General features: G+C 46.4%; 16 protein-coding genes and 2 pseudogenes. 12 read left to right on the forward strand and 6 right to left on the reverse strand.

Going from position 1 to position 17,177, the window contains the following annotated elements; genetic code table 11:
* Positions 1–194: 194 nt before the first annotated feature.
* The 6 genes and pseudogenes from FH871_RS19930 to FH871_RS19960 all read left to right on the forward strand — a co-directional run bounded on the left by FH871_RS19930 (position 195) and on the right by FH871_RS19960 (position 4,174).
* On the forward strand, positions 195–509 hold the full coding sequence (locus FH871_RS19930) for a DUF1493 family protein (protein ID WP_138993126.1): 315 nt from the start codon (positions 195–197) through the stop codon (positions 507–509).
* A 622-nt stretch (positions 510–1,131) separates the two neighbouring features.
* A complete protein-coding gene (locus FH871_RS19935) occupies positions 1,132–1,602 on the forward strand; it encodes a hypothetical protein (protein WP_138993127.1) in 471 nt (156 codons plus the stop codon).
* A 188-nt stretch (positions 1,603–1,790) separates the two neighbouring features.
* Positions 1,791–2,041: pseudogene (locus tag FH871_RS19940) on the forward strand (transposase); the annotation flags it as partial.
* A 305-nt stretch (positions 2,042–2,346) separates the two neighbouring features.
* Entirely contained in the window at positions 2,347–2,916 is a 570-nt protein-coding gene (locus tag FH871_RS19945) for a hypothetical protein (protein WP_138993129.1), read from the forward strand.
* A gap of 101 nt (positions 2,917–3,017) precedes the next feature.
* Positions 3,018–3,302 (forward strand): cation-transporting P-type ATPase, encoded by a 285-nt coding sequence (locus FH871_RS34215; RefSeq protein WP_369008804.1) that lies wholly within the window; start codon positions 3,018–3,020, stop codon positions 3,300–3,302.
* Between the two features lie 59 nt (positions 3,303–3,361).
* Positions 3,362–4,174: pseudogene (locus FH871_RS19960) on the forward strand (HAD-IC family P-type ATPase).
* 118 nt (positions 4,175–4,292) lie between these two features.
* Here FH871_RS19960 and FH871_RS19965 read toward each other — a convergent pair.
* On the reverse strand, positions 4,293–4,664 hold the full coding sequence (locus FH871_RS19965) for a GerW family sporulation protein (RefSeq protein WP_138993133.1): 372 nt from the start codon (positions 4,662–4,664) through the stop codon (positions 4,293–4,295).
* An 18-nt stretch (positions 4,665–4,682) separates the two neighbouring features.
* Positions 4,683–5,198: a hypothetical protein gene (locus FH871_RS19970; RefSeq protein WP_138993134.1), complete on the reverse strand. Its 516-nt coding sequence runs from the start codon at positions 5,196–5,198 to the stop codon at positions 4,683–4,685.
* Between the two features lie 1,072 nt (positions 5,199–6,270).
* On the opposite strand from FH871_RS19970, the gene FH871_RS19975 reads away from it, so the two are divergent.
* Together FH871_RS19975 and FH871_RS19980 are read left to right on the forward strand one after the other, a co-directional pair.
* Positions 6,271–6,516 (forward strand): hypothetical protein, encoded by a 246-nt coding sequence (locus tag FH871_RS19975; protein ID WP_138993135.1) that lies wholly within the window; start codon positions 6,271–6,273, stop codon positions 6,514–6,516.
* 12 nt (positions 6,517–6,528) lie between these two features.
* The gene (locus tag FH871_RS19980) at positions 6,529–7,608 is read left to right on the forward strand and encodes a hypothetical protein (protein ID WP_138993136.1); all 1,080 of its coding nucleotides are present in this window, start codon (positions 6,529–6,531) and stop codon (positions 7,606–7,608) included.
* Between the two features lie 1,048 nt (positions 7,609–8,656).
* On the opposite strand, the gene FH871_RS19985 is transcribed toward FH871_RS19980, so the two are convergent.
* Positions 8,657–9,712: a response regulator gene (locus FH871_RS19985; protein ID WP_138993137.1), complete on the reverse strand. Its 1,056-nt coding sequence runs from the start codon at positions 9,710–9,712 to the stop codon at positions 8,657–8,659.
* A 673-nt stretch (positions 9,713–10,385) separates the two neighbouring features.
* Between FH871_RS19985 and FH871_RS19990 the strand changes: the two genes are divergently transcribed.
* A complete protein-coding gene (locus tag FH871_RS19990) occupies positions 10,386–11,249 on the forward strand; it encodes a universal stress protein (protein WP_171062896.1) in 864 nt (287 codons plus the stop codon).
* 198 nt (positions 11,250–11,447) lie between these two features.
* On the forward strand, positions 11,448–13,061 hold the full coding sequence (locus FH871_RS19995; RefSeq protein ID WP_138993139.1) for an AAA family ATPase: 1,614 nt from the start codon (positions 11,448–11,450) through the stop codon (positions 13,059–13,061).
* A 32-nt stretch (positions 13,062–13,093) separates the two neighbouring features.
* On the opposite strand, the gene FH871_RS20000 is transcribed toward FH871_RS19995, so the two are convergent.
* The 3 genes from FH871_RS20000 to FH871_RS20005 form a co-directional block, all read right to left on the reverse strand.
* The gene (locus FH871_RS20000) at positions 13,094–13,978 is read right to left on the reverse strand and encodes a universal stress protein (protein ID WP_212768249.1); all 885 of its coding nucleotides are present in this window, start codon (positions 13,976–13,978) and stop codon (positions 13,094–13,096) included.
* Between the two features lie 28 nt (positions 13,979–14,006).
* On the reverse strand, positions 14,007–14,369 hold the full coding sequence (locus FH871_RS33205; RefSeq protein ID WP_171062898.1) for a hypothetical protein: 363 nt from the start codon (positions 14,367–14,369) through the stop codon (positions 14,007–14,009).
* A 238-nt stretch (positions 14,370–14,607) separates the two neighbouring features.
* On the reverse strand, positions 14,608–15,027 hold the full coding sequence (locus FH871_RS20005) for an Hsp20/alpha crystallin family protein (protein ID WP_138993141.1): 420 nt from the start codon (positions 15,025–15,027) through the stop codon (positions 14,608–14,610).
* A 397-nt stretch (positions 15,028–15,424) separates the two neighbouring features.
* Here FH871_RS20005 and FH871_RS20010 point away from each other — a divergent pair, with 397 nt between their 5' ends.
* Together FH871_RS20010 and FH871_RS20015 are read left to right on the forward strand one after the other, a co-directional pair.
* Positions 15,425–16,195, forward strand: coding sequence for a TIGR00730 family Rossman fold protein (locus FH871_RS20010; protein ID WP_138993142.1), 771 nt, complete (start codon positions 15,425–15,427; stop codon positions 16,193–16,195).
* A gap of 160 nt (positions 16,196–16,355) precedes the next feature.
* Positions 16,356–16,847, forward strand: a complete 492-nt coding sequence (locus tag FH871_RS20015) for a hypothetical protein (RefSeq protein WP_138993143.1) — start codon at positions 16,356–16,358, stop codon at positions 16,845–16,847.
* The last annotated feature ends 330 nt before the right edge of the window (positions 16,848–17,177 follow it).

The following is a 17,177-nucleotide window of genomic DNA, read 5'->3' on the forward strand; positions in this document are numbered from 1 at the left end:
AACCAAAAGGACCTTACATAACAAACTTACTCACGTATCAATAAAATTTTTCAAAATCTTCTTTTTCGATTCAGCCTGCCGATCACCAAACCGGCGGATTGTCGGCTGGTCCGGTTGAACTCAATCGCTAACTATCCTAAAATTCTTTTCTTGCCAGGACTTTGTTAACATTTGATTTGATCATAAAACAGAAAATGAATTCCTTAGACCAGATCAAAGCTTTGGTTTTTGAACTTAGAGGACACTACAAGTTTGAGCTGACAGCAAATACTTCGCTTCAAAAGGACCTGGGCATTTATGGGGATGACGCTTCAGAGTTCATTGAGCGTTTTGGGCAAATTTTCCAAGTAGATATCTCGGAGTTTAACTATGCCAAATATTTTGCTGGTGAAGGAGGTATATTTACTCCTTGGCTAACAAACTGGTTAAAGATTGATGATGATTTCGGGAAGGAGCCTCTAACCTTAGGTGACTTAGAAGCAGCTATTGAAAGTAAAAAACTCCGATGAATTTGACTTAGGTAAACTTAAACGCACTTATATAATAAGTAAAATCAGATGTGGTATATGCTTTCAGAAAACAAATTACTACATGATTTGATTAAATGTTGTCCTGATAATTCAACTTGGGAAATAACAAGAGATTTATGGGAAAGACTTCCTGAGTTGTTGAATGATTTTTTGACTCTTCATAAAACGTACATTCAAGTCGTTGTCAATGATCAGAATAGAAGTGTAATTTTGGAATTAATTGATAAGTATGAGTTTAGTAAAAAGATTGTTCATCAAACAATTATAGACTCATCCGGTAACTACATAATGAATAGTTGGGACCGTATGATGTTAACACATATAAGCCGAGCTTTCCCTAATTCGGAAAGCCTAGTTCTAAAATATGGAGATATGGACTACTTTGGTATAATGAGCTAATTTGAACTTTCCCTATTAATTAAATAATGGGAGATATGTACAAATAGATACATAACACAATAGTAGTTATAGTAGGACCAGAATGGCGTTTTTGATTGATCTTGAAGAAGGCTATGAGGATGTATAGTATGATCCCAATCTAGTATCAGTAGTTACTCAATAGCTTTATTTACACTAGCGCAACGTTTGAAACAAAAAAATAATGCAAATAGCCGATCGTCTTCGATACATTGGACTCTATCAAATCATTGGTGGCATAGTAGGACTGTTAACAGGATACACTTTGATGACAGGGACAGATCGGTTTAAGAACATAGCTATTGTCGCAGTTGCAGGAGCCGTGTTCTTTAGCTTTTCGATTACTTGTGGCTGGCTTATTCTTATCCATCGTAGAAAGGCTCTACTCTTATCAACTATCAATCAAGGATTGCAAATATTCATGATTGGTTTTAGTTCTTTTCTCTTTAAGTATTGTTCAGGGATATATATTACGCTTGGAGTAGATGTTTTGAATAATAAAGTTGAATCTGGTATTGGTCTATCACTATTTCATCTTTTTATCAACTCTGGCGAGCATGGGGAAGTATCTGTTAATATAATAGCTGCTCTTTTACTAGCCTTTCTGCTTCGCTTGCAAGAGGACAAGCCTACTATTTCTGACGCTAGAGAATAAGGCCACTGCACGTCTTCAAGTAAAAGTGGACAACAGGGGTGAGAATGAGAAGAGACAATTCAGTAATCGCACGGGCGACCCCGTTGTTTCACTCAAATCCCCTTGGTTCAGCCCCAAAATCCCCTCCTAACCGTCCAAAAACGGCTTGAACTGCTTCAACCGCCTGCGAGCGCAAACCGGCCTTATCCATGATCAAAGGTATCCAGCGACAAACTCGGCGCCAGTACACGGCCGAAGAAAAGATTCGGATTGTACTGGAAGGTTTGCAGAGTGAACAGTCAGTAGCCGAAATCTGTCGCAGGACTCAATACCAACATCTATTATCGCTGGATGGGACCGCCCATGCAGTAAAGAATTGTTAGAAGCCGGGAAAAAGCGATTGGCAGGTAATACCCCTCGCGAAGCTACCGCGCCCGAAGTACAGTCAATCAAGTCAGAAAATTACGTGTCTCGGTATTTAAAAGAGTATTTGAAAAGGGAAAGTATTGAGCATATTCGCAGCGCTCCCTTTCATCCCATGACGCAGGGCAAAATTGAGCGGGATCATCGATCCATGAAAAACGTGCTGCTACTGGAGCACTACTACAGTTCGGAAACGTTTTTGTAACCGTCATTTTCAGTCGCTTATAACCCGCATATAGAAAGAAAAACTGATTACGATCAGGCTGGTGTCCGATCCCGCTCATTCTACACTGAAGGGGAAAGCGCCATTTTTGATGCGTTAACGTATGCAGTTATAACACCATGAAAAAAGCACTAATCGCACTTTCGCTGTTGCCATTGCTGGCCTGTGGCCAGTCTTACCAACAACCCATGTTGGTAAAAACCGTCTGGCGGGCCGCTTTTCTGGCTCCCGGTATACTAAATGAAACGCGCCTGGGAAACCAGGTTACCCTGATTTCTGAAGCGCGGGTGTCGACCTATACCAAAACCAAAGAAGTAGAAGTGTCTCCTGACAAACCCAAATATTATTCTTCCAGCACAGTGAATCCGGATCTGTCGGTTGGCGCCCGGTATTTTTACAATCTGGACCGACGCCTGGAAAAAGGAAAAAGTATCCGGTACAATTCAGGGAACTACCTCAGCGTAAAAGCACGCTACAAACTGCCCGCCGTTGCCAAAAGCGAATCGGAATACATTCCCATTGGTAACGGAAGCGGCTTTGGCGTCGAAGCCCTGTGGGGTTTTCAACGGACCTATCGCCGTAATTTTTACCTGAACTTGTCGCTGGGTAGCCGGATTTTCCGTGGAAAAGTGGAAGGGGCGGGTGATTTCACCCTGGGCTATACCTTTGCCACGGCAGGAGAACGGTAATTTTCACCAGCCGCCGTTAGAAACCAGGCTCTCACAAAACCGGTCAGGTGAATATGGCCTTTCAGAATTACCAGGTGCTGGTGTCGTCATTGCGCTATTCTATGAACAGCCCACCTTTCTCCTCATTACCCCTGGAACAATTATTGGCCCAACTCCAATCCACTTTAACGGGGCTTGAAAGCGGGGTTGCGGCTAAACGCAGTCAGGAACAACGCAAACTACTGCCATCAGAAAGCCGATTTCAACGAGAGTTGAAACTGTTGGTTCGGCAGTTTAGCAATCCGCTGCTCCTGCTCCTGGTGGTAGCCGTTATTCTGTCAGCGATGTTAGGGAAACCTCCGATACCCTCATCATTCTCTTCATCCTGCTGGCAACCGGACTTTTAGGCTTTTGGCAGGAATGGACCGCCGGACGCGCCATTGAAAAATTGCGTTCCATCATTGCCATGAAGCATACGGTTTTGCGCGATGGAAAAGAAACGCAGGTGGATACGTCGGAAGTGGTGACGGGCGACGTGCTGGTTTTAGATACGGGGGATCGTATTCCAGCCGATTGCCGGATCCTGAGTAGCAATGAACTGCACGTGGATGAAAGCTCACTGACCGACAGGCGAATCGTATCCTGTCGAAAAGACAGTTGACACCATTCCGGATGCGTTGCCACTCAGTCGAAAAACGAATTGTCTGTGGCAGGGAACAAACGTCATCAGTGGCAGGGCGCATGCACTGGTAGCCAAACCGTATTCGGTCAATTGACCCAAAGTCTGACTCAAACGCCAGAGACGGCTTTTGAAAAAGGCATTAAACACTTCGGTTACTTTCTGCTGCGGATCACGATCGTGCTGTCGCTGGTCCTTCTGATGGCCAACCTGTATTTTAGAAAGCTGGTTTTCGATTCGATCCTATTTTCTCTGGCCCTCGCCATCGGCATGACTCCCGAGCTTTTACCAGCCATCATGACTTTTGCCATGTCGGCGGGGGCCCGACGCATGCTTGAGAAAAAAGTAATTGTTAAGAAGCTTTCCTCTATCTTCAATTTTGGCGAAGTGACGGTGTTGTGTACGGATAAAACCGGCACCATTACCGAAGGTAATGCCACGGTAAAGGAGATGGTGAACTGGCAGGGCCAGCCCGATAAGCGATTACGCTTATATGCTTATCTGAATGCAACCTTTCAACAGGGCTTTTCCAATCCCGTTGATCAGGCTATAGGAGCCTTGAAACTAACACGGGATTCAGAATTAGGGTTGTCATTTTAATGACTTGGTTTGCTGGCAGGTAAGCAAAAAAATATGGGTAATGAATCGAGGTTCTCTCCATTCATTACCCATACTGTCACTACTCTCTGCTATCAATTCAATCGAAACTCAGTAACAATCAGACCGGGACCGTTTCGGGGGATCCCTTTTTGTTCAGAAATTTTTCCAGAATGTCGGGCATTTTTTCAAAGACTTCGCCCAGACCTTTTGATTGTCTGGTCGCTATGAACTGAATCTGATCACCCTGTGTAACCAGAAAGCCAATCGGTTCGATTCCCATTCCGGCCCCGGCCCCTTTTCCTTCACCATGCCCCTGTTTTTTGTCTTCCCCTTCGCCCCCGCCGAAGCCAAAGCCCATACCAATCCGGATGACGGGAACACAGGAGTAGCTGCCTAATTGAAAGACTTGCCCCACGACGGTTTCGGTTTTCGATTCCGTACGAAGAAACTCCGTTACCTTGTTTAAGACTTCATTCAATGACGTTTCCATACAAGTTCTATTGATATTTTATGAAAAAATGAAAGAAAGCAAAATGCGGTATAAACGATTTCGGATTATAATTTTAACCAGGACCTCGCCTGTGAAATTAATTCGTAACCGACGATCCGGGCGGCTCAGCAACCCAAATACCGGATACAAATAGGCATTGTATCCGTAATGACCGGTATCCAAGTTGACTTCACACGTTTTGACCTGAAAAGTTTGCAGCATACGTTTAATTTTTCGAAGAACAATCCGGGACGACATGCGGAAACGGTTAACGCTGGCGGAAGATTTCCGTTTAGGCTTTCCTGGCTGAAATAGGGAGGAAAAGCTCCAGGGATCAATTGTCTTCGTCCAACCCAGCACCCAAAATCGAATACGCCCGCCCGAAACCAGGTGAATTGAAAGCAGCCCACGCCAATGCACGGCATACTGTTGCTCTTCGGTGTCGATCACCAGCATCAACGGGGCTATTAAAAGCCAGCCAACCAATCCTAAAACGACCCCGACGGTTAAAATAATCCAGAATTGCCCTGTCATATTTTTGCAAATAACACCTTATCAGGATGAAAGACCGGAGCACCAGCCCTGATGAACTTATTCAAAAACGAGACTGATTATCACCAAAATCACAGTCCGGTTTCAGCCCTGTCCGGTCAGGAAATCTCTGACAAGCAAAGCCGCTTCTCTATCAGTTAATAAAGAAATTAAACCGGTTTTCGGTTTTTTTATACCAAATCAATACTTTTTTATTAAAAATTAGCCACCTATTTGACAATTATGGACAAGCCCAGATTTCAGTAATTTTATCAGGACCACCCCTGTAACTAAATTTTAAAGAAGTGGAAGTTAGTTCTTCTAATAAACCACCATTGGGCGGCCCATAAATATTGCCGGGTCGGTATGGCAGTGTAAGATTAGTCGATGTAAGAGACCACCCCGACACAACAGCCGTAGTATCCTGGTCGGTACACAGCTTCCGGTTGAAGACCAGTTTGCCATCCTTCTGAAAAATCATCCGATAACATCCCGGGGCAGCATCCCCTATCCGGTTCCCCTGGAAGTAGACGCCAACCGGTCTCCAGCCCGAGCGGCAATTAACAAGGCGGAGTTCATTATCCGTTTGAGGAAGGTGATCTTTCAGGCAGGACCAGGGTAAAGTTGACAATACGACAAATGAAAGGTAGACCAATGACCGGGAAACGCGCTTCATCTTCATAACGAATAAGGTTTATAAGGTTGGACCGGAACTCCAGGAAGCGTGCGAAAGCCGATCAAAAGTAAAAATTATGATTTGACAAGCCGCTGATATTCATCTAACTGGAAACTGATTTCTATCAGTTAACCGATCCTGTAAACAGGAGAACCGGAGCGCCCCCTTTCGTATTTTAACTTTGATGCTCCCGATCCCTGCAAGGTAAACCTGATTCTAAACTGGTACGGACGATTTTATAAATTGGGTTAAGAATCCGTGCCGTTCTCTTCTCTTTTTCTTGCTATAAATTGAAATAAATCAATTCATTACTTGATTCCCGTCACGAAAGTCGGCCGGGAAGATCTTTAGCTTTACGCCACGCTTTTCAAATTCAAAAAAACCGTAAACAATACGATTATGACCTGGAACAGTATTCGTTTTCCGGCTGCGATGAGATCCCTTAATCCGAGTACACGCGCCATGGCGATTGAAATAGCCAATAATCTGATCAATCAAAAGGGAATGAACAAGCAACAAGCCATTTCAATCAGTATCCTAATAGCGCGTAAATGGTCAGCTGATCGAAGCCCTTATCACCATTTTAGCCACGATCCCAATACCACTCCCTCTATTGCATTAAAGGACGGTTTTAACTTCAAATAAATCCAAAAGACTATGATGCGCTATGTATCGTTCCTCAGTCTGCTTACCCTGACGCTCTTTTTAGGGGGTTGTCTTACCGACCATGTAGATCCCAGCAACGCCTGGCGAACCTTAGCCGGATTACCCACATCGCCACCTCTTTTTATGGTAAAAATGCAGGAAAATCTCTATGTCGGTACCGGCAATGGCACGTTTCCTTCCCTCCTGACCAAACTCTGGCAGTACGACTTTACCACCAATTCCTGGAAACCGAAGAAAGATTTCCCCGGCAAACTGGAATCCGGGCTTACGTATTTCACCGTCAACGACAAACTCTATGTCGGCTTATCCACCACCGGGGAACTGAATCCTGCTTCCAGTTTTGATTTAGAAGCCTACTCCACAGACTTTTATGAATATGACCCCGCTACGGATGACTGGAAAACGGTGGTGCTACCCACCCCTCGCCTGGGCACTGGCGCAACCTGTTTTAACTTCCAGCAAAAGGGGGTCTCGCTGTGGGGCACCTATCGCACCCCCGCCAATACATTTGTGCGATGGAACCCGGACGGACTTGTCTATGATGCCATCAAGGGCTGGGAGATAGCAACCATCACCATCCTGGGAACCCCGACCTTCCCCCTGTCATCCGATGTACCGCTGAATGAACGAAACCTGTACAGCGTCCGGCGTAAACAGGGTTTTGGGTTTTCAATCGACAATCGTGTCTATACCGGCGGGGGCTTCGTCCAGCGATCCGGCACGCTGGATCCCTTTTATCAATATGATAACCTCCAGAAAGAAGTGGAAGCTCATGATCTCTACGAATTTGAAGGCACCGAAACCGGGACAGGCCTTGATCTCGTGTTGTCGAATCGGTTCAAGACGCCGGCAACGGATTACGATCTGACCCGGGCGAACCAGGCTTTTGCACTTAAAAACACGGGATATATCATTACCAGCGTTGGCCAGCTGATCAGTTTTACGCCCGGCACCAGCCAGTGGCACACCTACAATGCCCTCGGAAACCGGTTTTTCGTGGGCACCAGTCTGAACGAAAAAGCTTATTTTATCAATCAGCAGAATCAGTTGCTGGAGTATACGCCAAATTGAATTAATACGATTAGCATTCCAGTGCAACTGGTGAGACCGAGTTGGGTGGGCAGCCGTCTGAAGGAGGTCCGTTGCCACACTCCCAAGCCTTGTTGCCTCACCGAGACCAGTAGCTCCCAGCACCACCCAGTCTACAGGTTCCGTGTCCACCATCTGGGTAATGGCTTTGATCGGTAAAGCCGACAGGGCTATTCGACGCAAATGCTGATGATCAGAAACGATAAAAGGCTGCAGTTTGTCTTCGAGTGCTTTTAATTTTTCCTCAACCTGCGTTACCATTTTCTGGTAGAGCTGCCAGTCATGAATCGCGAGTTCTCTTTCCGGCACCCCAAAACCATGCATCAAAACATATTCGCAAGGGTCCTATTCAAATAAAGGCACACCGAAACGCGTTTTCGGCAGCAGTCGAAAAATTGGTTGGCACAGAATTCGTTTCATGAACTTCATAGTTTGATAGCGTAAATCTTATGGTCGGTCACATCGCCATTGTTGGAAAATGTATACCCAACGGCCACCACTCCCCCATCGTTTATCTACCCAGGTCGGGAGATCTTTTGCAAGTCGGGTCGAGTTCTTTGGGAGAGTGAAAGAAACCAAACCGACAGAAACCAGCAGTGTTAATGCCCATAAGGACCCTGCATAAAGAGTCGGTTCAACGGACCAAAGCCGATGAAAAAATAGAGATCGTTTCATGATAGTAAAGAATTAAGGAATAGAACTCCGGTTATGACCCAAAGCAGACGGTTTCTGACGTGTTCGAGACACGCTCAAAATCTTCCCGGTCAACCAGGCGACGAATGTATCAGATTGAAAATCAGCAAAAAAAACAACCCCCATCACAAGGCAACTTGATTGATATTAATCGGTCAATTGCCAGACTGATCTGCGTCAATTTTACTACCCTGTTACACCGCAGCGGAGGTATTACCCCAGGTAAAACTGGTCACGGTTAAAACCCAAGTGGAGATCTGCTAAAATGCAGGTTACTTTTAAACCGGCAGCAGACATGAAATGAAAAAGCGAAGTCAATAGAACGTCGATGGTATAATTACCAGTTTCCCGATTGCAGTTTTTGAGGCTGTACAATCCGAATGCTACCCGAATGGCCCATATCAAGTAAGCCATCTTCCTTAAACTTTTTTAGTGTACGAATCAACGTTTCGGGAGCCGTCCCGATCATGGCGGCCAGATTATGGCGTGAGAGTTGAATGATCCCTTCCGGTTCCTGCTTGAATAAACGGAGTAGGGTATCAGCCACCCGGCGATTGATGGAGTTGTAGGCCATGTTTAGCAATTGTTCTTCCCGCTCGTTGACATGACTGGCCAGCAGTTTAATAAACTGCTGACTTACTTCCGGATGGCCCAGAAGCAACCGTTTAAACTCCTCTTTGGGAATATAAATCAACTCTACATCGGTCAGTGTGACAACGGTATCCGTATATTCAGTATCCTCAAGAAGAGGAAGATAGCCAAAAAAGTCGCCTGATTGGTAGAAGTCCGTAATGAATTCCTTTCCATCAGCATTGACTCTCATGGTTTTAACTTTACCTGATTTAAGAAAATATAACCGAATGGCCTCATCACCTTGCCAATAAACCACTTGCTTTCTGAGTAGGGTATGTACCTTGCGGTCAGCCAGCAGGCTTTGCAAATTGCTGTTTTTGGCATCAGTATTCAAAAAAGCTCCCGCGTGCCACGGGTCGGCTGTTGACCCGATGTGCGTCGGTGCTGCGCTTTGAAACCGATTAAGCCGCCCTTCGATGGCACTGAGCAGCTCCGACTCTCCAAAGGGTTTGGTCACGTAGTCGTCGGCTCCCAGTTCCATACCTTTCCGTACTTCGGCGCGGTCGGTTTTAGCTGTCAAAAAGATGAACGGAATGCCCGACAACGAAGGGTTTTTGTTAAAGACATGCAGAACGCCATACCCATCCAGCACCGGCATCCTGATATCACAGATGACTAAATCGGGGAGGTTAGCCAAGGCTTTTTCGATCCCAACCTTACCATTTTCGGCGGTTTGGACGTTGTAACCTGCCAGTTCAAGAATTTCGGCAGTATTGTCACGGATGGCCCCATCATCCTCAATCAAGAGAAGAGTTTTCATAAAGTAACAGTATTCGCCTGGTACAGGTATCCTAATCCATCAATTGAAAGCCTAGATGATCGACTGTCTTTCAATTAATCACAATCACCATATTAGACTCCGCGAAACCATGGTTTAATACTTAGACGGTAAACCATACGGTTTACTCTTTACTACGCTGAATCCTTTCCAGAATAGTGGCACTTTATGAAAGGCAATTACGGCTTGTGGTCACACCCTGAATCTAATAACGCTCGATAAACCGAAAGTCGATGGGCTCATCTCCATCCTGAGAACGGCACTTTCTCAGTTCCTGTTGTACTTTCCCCTTCGGTCCAGCGATAATGCTGCCCGAAATCCTCCCTTATAAGGACATGAATTTATGCTAATATTTAAAGATAGATAACCGATGATAAAACAACTCTGACTTTTATCAAAGATCTGGCTGATTATTATCATCACTCTTCAATAGCGTATGGCATTAAAGCTGAATTCGGATCCTGTTTTCATCGCCTACTTGTACAGGAAGTTGATGAACGCTTTAGCCTATACGCAGCGGATCAGTGACAAAGATCACCTACACAACAGGGTACTGGTCAATCATTCATAAGCTAATTCAGCTTAGTATTGAATAGTGTATTCCATAAAGTTAATTATCCATTTCATGCCTCCTGAAAGGTTAACCCATCCGCCAATGAAAACTATTCTAATTCCTGTTGACTACAGCGCTTCGGCCCGACTCGCAGCGGATTTTGGCCTGTTGCTGGCCGGACAGTGGCAGGCCCGTGTCATCCTGCTACACGCCTACCCGGTTACGGCTATTCCGGCTCCTTACACAATACCGGTCCAAACGACCGAGCGGGACGAAACACTTCACCAGCAAACCGGCGAATACTTACAGGAGTTTCGGGACGACTTGCTACGGAGGCATCCACTTCTGGCTTCTGTGCCCGTTACGACGAAAGTCGTTCCGGGTTCAGCAAAAAGCGTCATTTTATCGGAATCGACGGAGTTAAAAGCCGATTTCGTTATCCTGGGTACCAGTGGGGCCAACACTACCCTGGAAAATTGGCTGGGTTCCGTGGCTACGGCGGTAACGCAGCAGGCCAGATGCCCCGTCTGGGTTGTATCGGGCACAACTTCGCCGGGCCACCTTCGTTCGTTCACTTATTTTGCGGATCTCAAAGGGGACGAAGTGGACTGCATTCAACGGATTGTGGCAGTAGCCCGGGACCTGGATGCCAGTACCAAAGTTATTCACATTTCGACTTCAGCGTCAGAAAATCAATGGGATGCCGAACCGACCTTTGAAAAATTGAAAGAAGTATTCCAGGGAGAATCCGACATTCATTTCTGGCAGCTTTCCGACGACCATCCGCATCAGAAAATTGAAAATTATATTCAGCAGTACAGTCCGAGTGTCGTCGTTCTGGCTCACCATAACCGGTCTTTTTTAGACACTATTTTTCATAAGAGTTTGATACGCCAGGTCGTCCTGACGGCCAAAATGCCTTTGCTGATCATTCCTAAAATGCCTTTCAGGCGTAGTAAAAGCTAATTTAACGATGGTATCGGATGAAGGCCATGATGGTATTGACTCCATTTGAAAGCCTGATCGCCATCCAACTCCCTTATCGGTCCAACAACTATCTGGTCCAATTCCGGGTGAACAGGACTTTCCAGTTCGGGTTTCGGTCTACGGAGTTTACCATACAGGCTTAAATTACTGACTATCAATCTTTTTTTTCAAAATTGTATGATACCGGAACCGCAACTTACCGATCTGATCCAATTTTTGGCCCGCCCGGATTCCTACGAAGAAAAGACAACTTCCGTAGCGGTTCTTCAAACGCATATTTCCGTAGTGGCCCTCACAGACCAATTTGTCTATAAACTCAAGAAAAATGTCCGGTTCGATTTTCTGGATTTCTCAACGCTGGCAAAACGGCAATATTACTGCCAGGAGGAAGTCCGGCTGAATCAGCGACTGAGTGCGGATTTATATCAGGGAATCTTACCCATTTACTGGGATGGGAAAACGTTGACTTTTCAGTCCGGGGGTGAAGTGGTCGATTACGTCATTCAAATGCGCCGACTCTCCGACGAAGGATTGCTCATCAACCAGATGAAAGACCCCGGTTTCCCCTTGCACCGGGTAGACGGCCTGATTGATCGGTTGCTGGCTTTTTACCAGAATGCCCCCTCCTCTCCCGACATAGCTGCTTTTGGAACCCCAGAAATCATTGAGGCTACTCTTCAGGAAGTGACCGGCAATTTTTTCCGATACGAGAACCTAACCCTAACACCACTGGCCGCCCGATGGATTCCCATTTTCCTTACCAACTTTCTCCACTCTCACCGCAATTTCTTTGAAGAGCGCATTCAATTGGGAAAAATTGTCGAAGGGCACGGGGATCTGCGATCGGAACACATTCATATTGAGAACAATATCATCACCATTTTTGACTGCATCGAGTTTAGTCAGCACTTGCGTTGTCTGGATATTCTAAACGATCTGGCCTTTCTGTTGATGGACCTCGACTATCGACACTGCCGCACACTGGCTGATTACCTGCAGGAAAAACTTTTTTCAGTTCAAGAAAACAGCGATTGGGCTCCCTTGATCACCTTCTATAAAACGTACCGGGCCTGCGTACGCGGAAAAGTGGATACGCTGAAGGCAAAAGAGCCCGAAATTTCTTTACCGGTCCGCCAGGAGAGTCAGCAAAAAGCCCGGCGATATTTTCAACTGGCCCTGCGCTATGCCGTACTGGGCAGCCAGCCTGCCATTCTGGTTTGTATGGGTGGAGCAGCTACCGGCAAATCGACGCTGGCGACTTCTCTGGCCAGCGAATTGGGTCTGGCCGTTTTAAACTCCGATAATATTCGCAAGCAACAGGCCGGAATTGATCCTTTTTATCGGCTGCCCGAGTCCGAACGGTGGCTATTATACGAAAAAGCGGTTACTCATAACGTTTATAAGGAAATGGCCAGTCGGGGATTGCGGGAAGCGCAGCAAACCGGAGCCGTTATTCTGGATGCGACCTATCGGGATCAAGACAAGCTGAAAAATCTTCAAGCCATTTGCCGAAGGAAGAACGTCCGTCTGTTCGTTATTCAAACGGAGGCTCCGGTTGAATTGATCCAACAACGCCTGCAGCAACGGGAAACGCAGCCATCGGTTTCGGATTTACAAATGAGCGATTATGTGTCGGGGCAGTTTGAAATTACCTATGCGATCGAAACGTATGTTGAAAATGGACTAAAAGTAAATACCCAAGTTTCAACCAGCGACACCATCGATCAGGAAATTATTCCCTGGCTCATCCAGCAGGTACATCCTGCCTTACCGGTCGCTTTACAATTCTGAGCTTGTTCTGAGTACCGTTCCTGGAAGGCTCGTTACTCACTCCAATTTTCCTGCTCACTGTACGTTTCAGGTACCGACAGGTTGTCTTTATCAGATAATTCCGGATCATACAACGCCAGCAGCGGCACCCGGGGTTTATACGCCAGTCGTCGCGTCAGGCTGCGATCCCAAACCGCATCCAGCAAGGTTTTCCGGTGTGGAACCGTTACCAGTAAGTCGACCGGATGGGTCGTTAGATACGTATCGATACCGCGAGTCACCTCCTCATCCAGAATGAGATAGGAGCCTGTTTCCACGGAATCAAATACATGCGCAAACCGCTGGCGGTATTCTTCGAATTCTTGTCCAATCCACATCGGCGTCCGGTTATCGACAATGGAGAGGCCCGTTAGCCGGGATTTTTTTGCATGCACCAGTTCTTCCAGCGCTTGTAAACAGTTCACTTGATTCAACGTCGTATAATCCATTGCCAGAACGACTTCCCGGATGGGTTTACCATTGACATTCTGAGGCACCACCAGCACATGGGTCTTGGCCTTCCGAATCAGCCCCGTTGCCACACTGCCTAGCACCGGCAAACACCCAGAGCCAGTGGCTCCCACCACCACATAGTCGTAAGGTGTCTTCTCAAGGGTGGCTACTACTGTACGAACCGGATCACCCGGTGCGGTAAGCGTATGGTAAGAATGATAATCCGGTACGGATTGAGACGTACTATCAGCTAGAAATTGGCGTATTTTTCGTTTTACACTCCGTTCGACATCTTCAATCGGAAAAATATAGAGATCACTGGGTTCAACAGGATAGACGTGCATCAAATAAAACTCAGCCGGAATCGCATCAAATAGATGCTGCGCGAAATGGATCGCTTTTAAGGAAGCCTCCGAGAAGTCAGTCAACAGCAGTATCTTTTTCATCATATTCCTGGTTTTGGTAAGATCAAGCTTAGGCCTTGTAAACCATTGAAATTTCTTTCCCTTTCCGGCATTGCTCCTGTAGCGTCCAGGCTTTGGTGTAATCGGTGTCATCCCAGGTGTAACCGGATTTTCGCAGCACTTCAGCCCGCAAGCCAAACGTATAGTGAAAGGCGGTTTCAAATGCATTGACAGACGCATCCGGGTCAACCACCAGCCACCTTATGTTACTCAGGGTGGGGTTGAGCTCACTGAGAGGCCAATCGGTTTCCGTTTCCTCCAGCGGGCGATCTGCAAGCGTATACAGTTGTAGCTTCAGGAAGGGAAATTGCCGTTGCCAATGCTGATTGAGCTGACGTGGGGTTAGTAGGGAGGCAATGACGAACGATTTCATATCGGCATGAAAACAGAACTCAGTGTGCAAGTGGACTCCAACGTTGCCCAGAATTAATGGATCACAAGATCCTTTTCGGACCATACTTCCTTTTGCCCTCCCACTAGCTCCGTATAACGTGCCAGAGACCGTTGCTCAGCAGATGGGTGGAAATGACCTGCCCTCTCTAAAGAAAGAAATCTGGGCCCGTACAAAGCGGTTCAGCTACGCGGCCCGCTTTGTACGGGCAAGTTGCTTCTCACTCAATCGGGATTAATTTCGGCTCCGCTTTGGGCTTTAACGCTTTTTTCTTGAGGTCAATTTTTAACACCCCATCGGTATAATTAGCCTGAACGCTATCCGATTCGATTCCATCAGGCAAGTCAAAGGTGCGGCTGAATGACTGGTAGCTATACTCTTTCCGACGATAGGAATCTTGCTTCTCTTCCGATTCGGTCTGATTTTCGGCCGAGATGGTCAGCGTACCATCGTTCAGGGCCAGTTTGAAATCTTCTTTTTTCAAGCCAGGAGCAACCACCTCCAGTTTGTAGTGGTCGGCTTCTTCCCGAACATTTACTGCTGGGAAAGTCTGTTCGCGGAACAGAGAACGACTGAAGAAGTCATCATCAAACAGATTGGAGAATGTGGTAAGGAGCGAATTACGCAGTGCCGGTTTCATAAAGTGACGTTGTTAAGTTGAACAAGAATTGTAGAAAGCGGTCTGAACGGAATGGCCGCCAACACTCGTAAAATTGTTCGATACACCGGTAGGAAACTGTGATGGCACTCAACTAAAAAGCTAATTGATATCAGTTTTGGTTGATAAAAAGGGCCCGGCTTGCCAATCAAAATCAATAATCAGTCTGATTAACCGCAATCGAGTTTCTTGCAAATAAAAATTCCTTGGGTGCGCCCCCTGCTGGTCTCTTTCGGCCGGATTTGATCGCGGCCAACAAGGGCCATGATCGGCTGTCCTGATAATAATCAACTTGCCCTCTATCAAATTTCATACGCACCTTCCTTATTCTATTCCAGCTTTACAACTGTTTAGCTCCCTGGTTTTTATTTCATCTTCTATGCAAGCGGCACCTCCACCCAAAACACCGAATCGAACTCCCCCAATTGCCCCGCTGGTCAGCAACGGGTTAATACAATCGTTGGAAGGCCCCAAAAGCCGCCAGTCTGAGTTGAAGTTTATTTTTCAGGTTGGCTGGCAGTTTTTAAAGGGTTTTCGGACCTTACATTTTGTGGGCCCCTGTGTGACGGTATTCGGTTCAGCCCGGTTTGGTCCAGACCATCGCTATTACGAGCTGGCCCGAAAAATAGGGAAAGCCATTTCCGGGTTAGGTTTTACGGTCATGACCGGCGGAGGACCGGGTCTTATGGAAGCGGCCAACCGGGGTGCTTTCGAAGCTGGAGGACGATCGGTGGGGTGTAACATCCGGCTGCCGTACGAGCAGCAACCCAATCGCTACATGCAACAGAATGTGACGATCAACTTTTTCTTTGTCCGCAAAGTACTGCTGGTCAAATACTCCTACGCTTTTGTGGTCATGCCGGGTGGTTGGGGAACAATGGATGAACTGTTCGAAACCTTAACCCTGGTGCAAACCGGTATTCTGCATCATTTTCCGGTAGTCCTGATGGACCGCGAATACTACCAGCCGCTTCTGGACTATCTCCAGCAAATGATCCGGGCTGGTACGATCAGCGAGCATGACCTAAAACTGGTCTTGTTGACGGATGACCCTGAAGAAGCGATGTCCCATATCCGAACCTACGTGGAAACCAATTACCGGGTTATCCGACGACGGAAACCACTCTGGTGGTTACTGGAAAAGATCTGATCAGACTTTAAATCAGATTTTGTAATGACTGGCGTCATTCCATTAAGCCCGGAATCTAGGCAATTTCGGGCGACTAAAATCTTCTCCGTCATGAACATCGCCTTTTTCAGTACGGCTAGTAACGTGCGCTACCTCTCGGTCCACCCTGTTAAGTGTAGACATGATCTGGCAGCATCTCGACGCCAGCCGCAATCACCTGTTTGACAGCAAGTGGGCGCGTATATTGTTCGTTGGCACAAAAATCAATTTAACTTTTTTTATCATGAATCAGCAGACCTACCGAAAACTTAGTGACCAGCATTTTGCTCATCAACTTTGGCGGAATGACCTGGCGATGGCCATCCAGGAGCTTACTTTTTTTGAAGATATACTGGGACAGTTCAATCCCATTGGACTGTCCACCTCGCCGGAGGTTCCGCCCTTTAATGACCTGGTTAGCCAGATTCATCATTTTCGACGGATCATTCCCCAGATGCAGCAGGAACTTCAACAGTTGGAACAGGAATTAGCCACCGATGTACAAAAGAAACATCAAATCGGCTCCGAAACGAAGAAGGATCATGCCTATCTGCAAGAGAAAATGGATGATTTTGATCAAAGCTACCGACAGTTCAAGCAGAAGATTCGAGTGTTTTTTAGTACCTCAGTCTGATAGATATCTACAAAAGGTCGTCACCATCCATGAGAGTGACGACCTTTTGTATAAAACCGGTTATTAGTTGGTAACAATCAGGTCATCTTCAACACTTACCACACCCGGGGCCGACCAGGCCGAATGTTCTGCTTCCCGGCGTTCGGATTACATAAAGCGCTCTATTTTTTACATCATGTTCCATGACCGTGCTTCGCAGTGAACTTGATTATGCTCAGACACCGGACTTCTTTTCCCATTGAGCTTCTTATATGAAAGAAAGACAACTGAAAATAATTAGTCTAATGGGAAGGGAATCTGCTTCTGATCAATTACTTCATGAATGGTTTG

It is taken from the genome of Larkinella sp. C7 (genome assembly GCF_006149005.1).
Taxonomy (GTDB): domain Bacteria; phylum Bacteroidota; class Bacteroidia; order Cytophagales; family Spirosomataceae; genus Larkinella.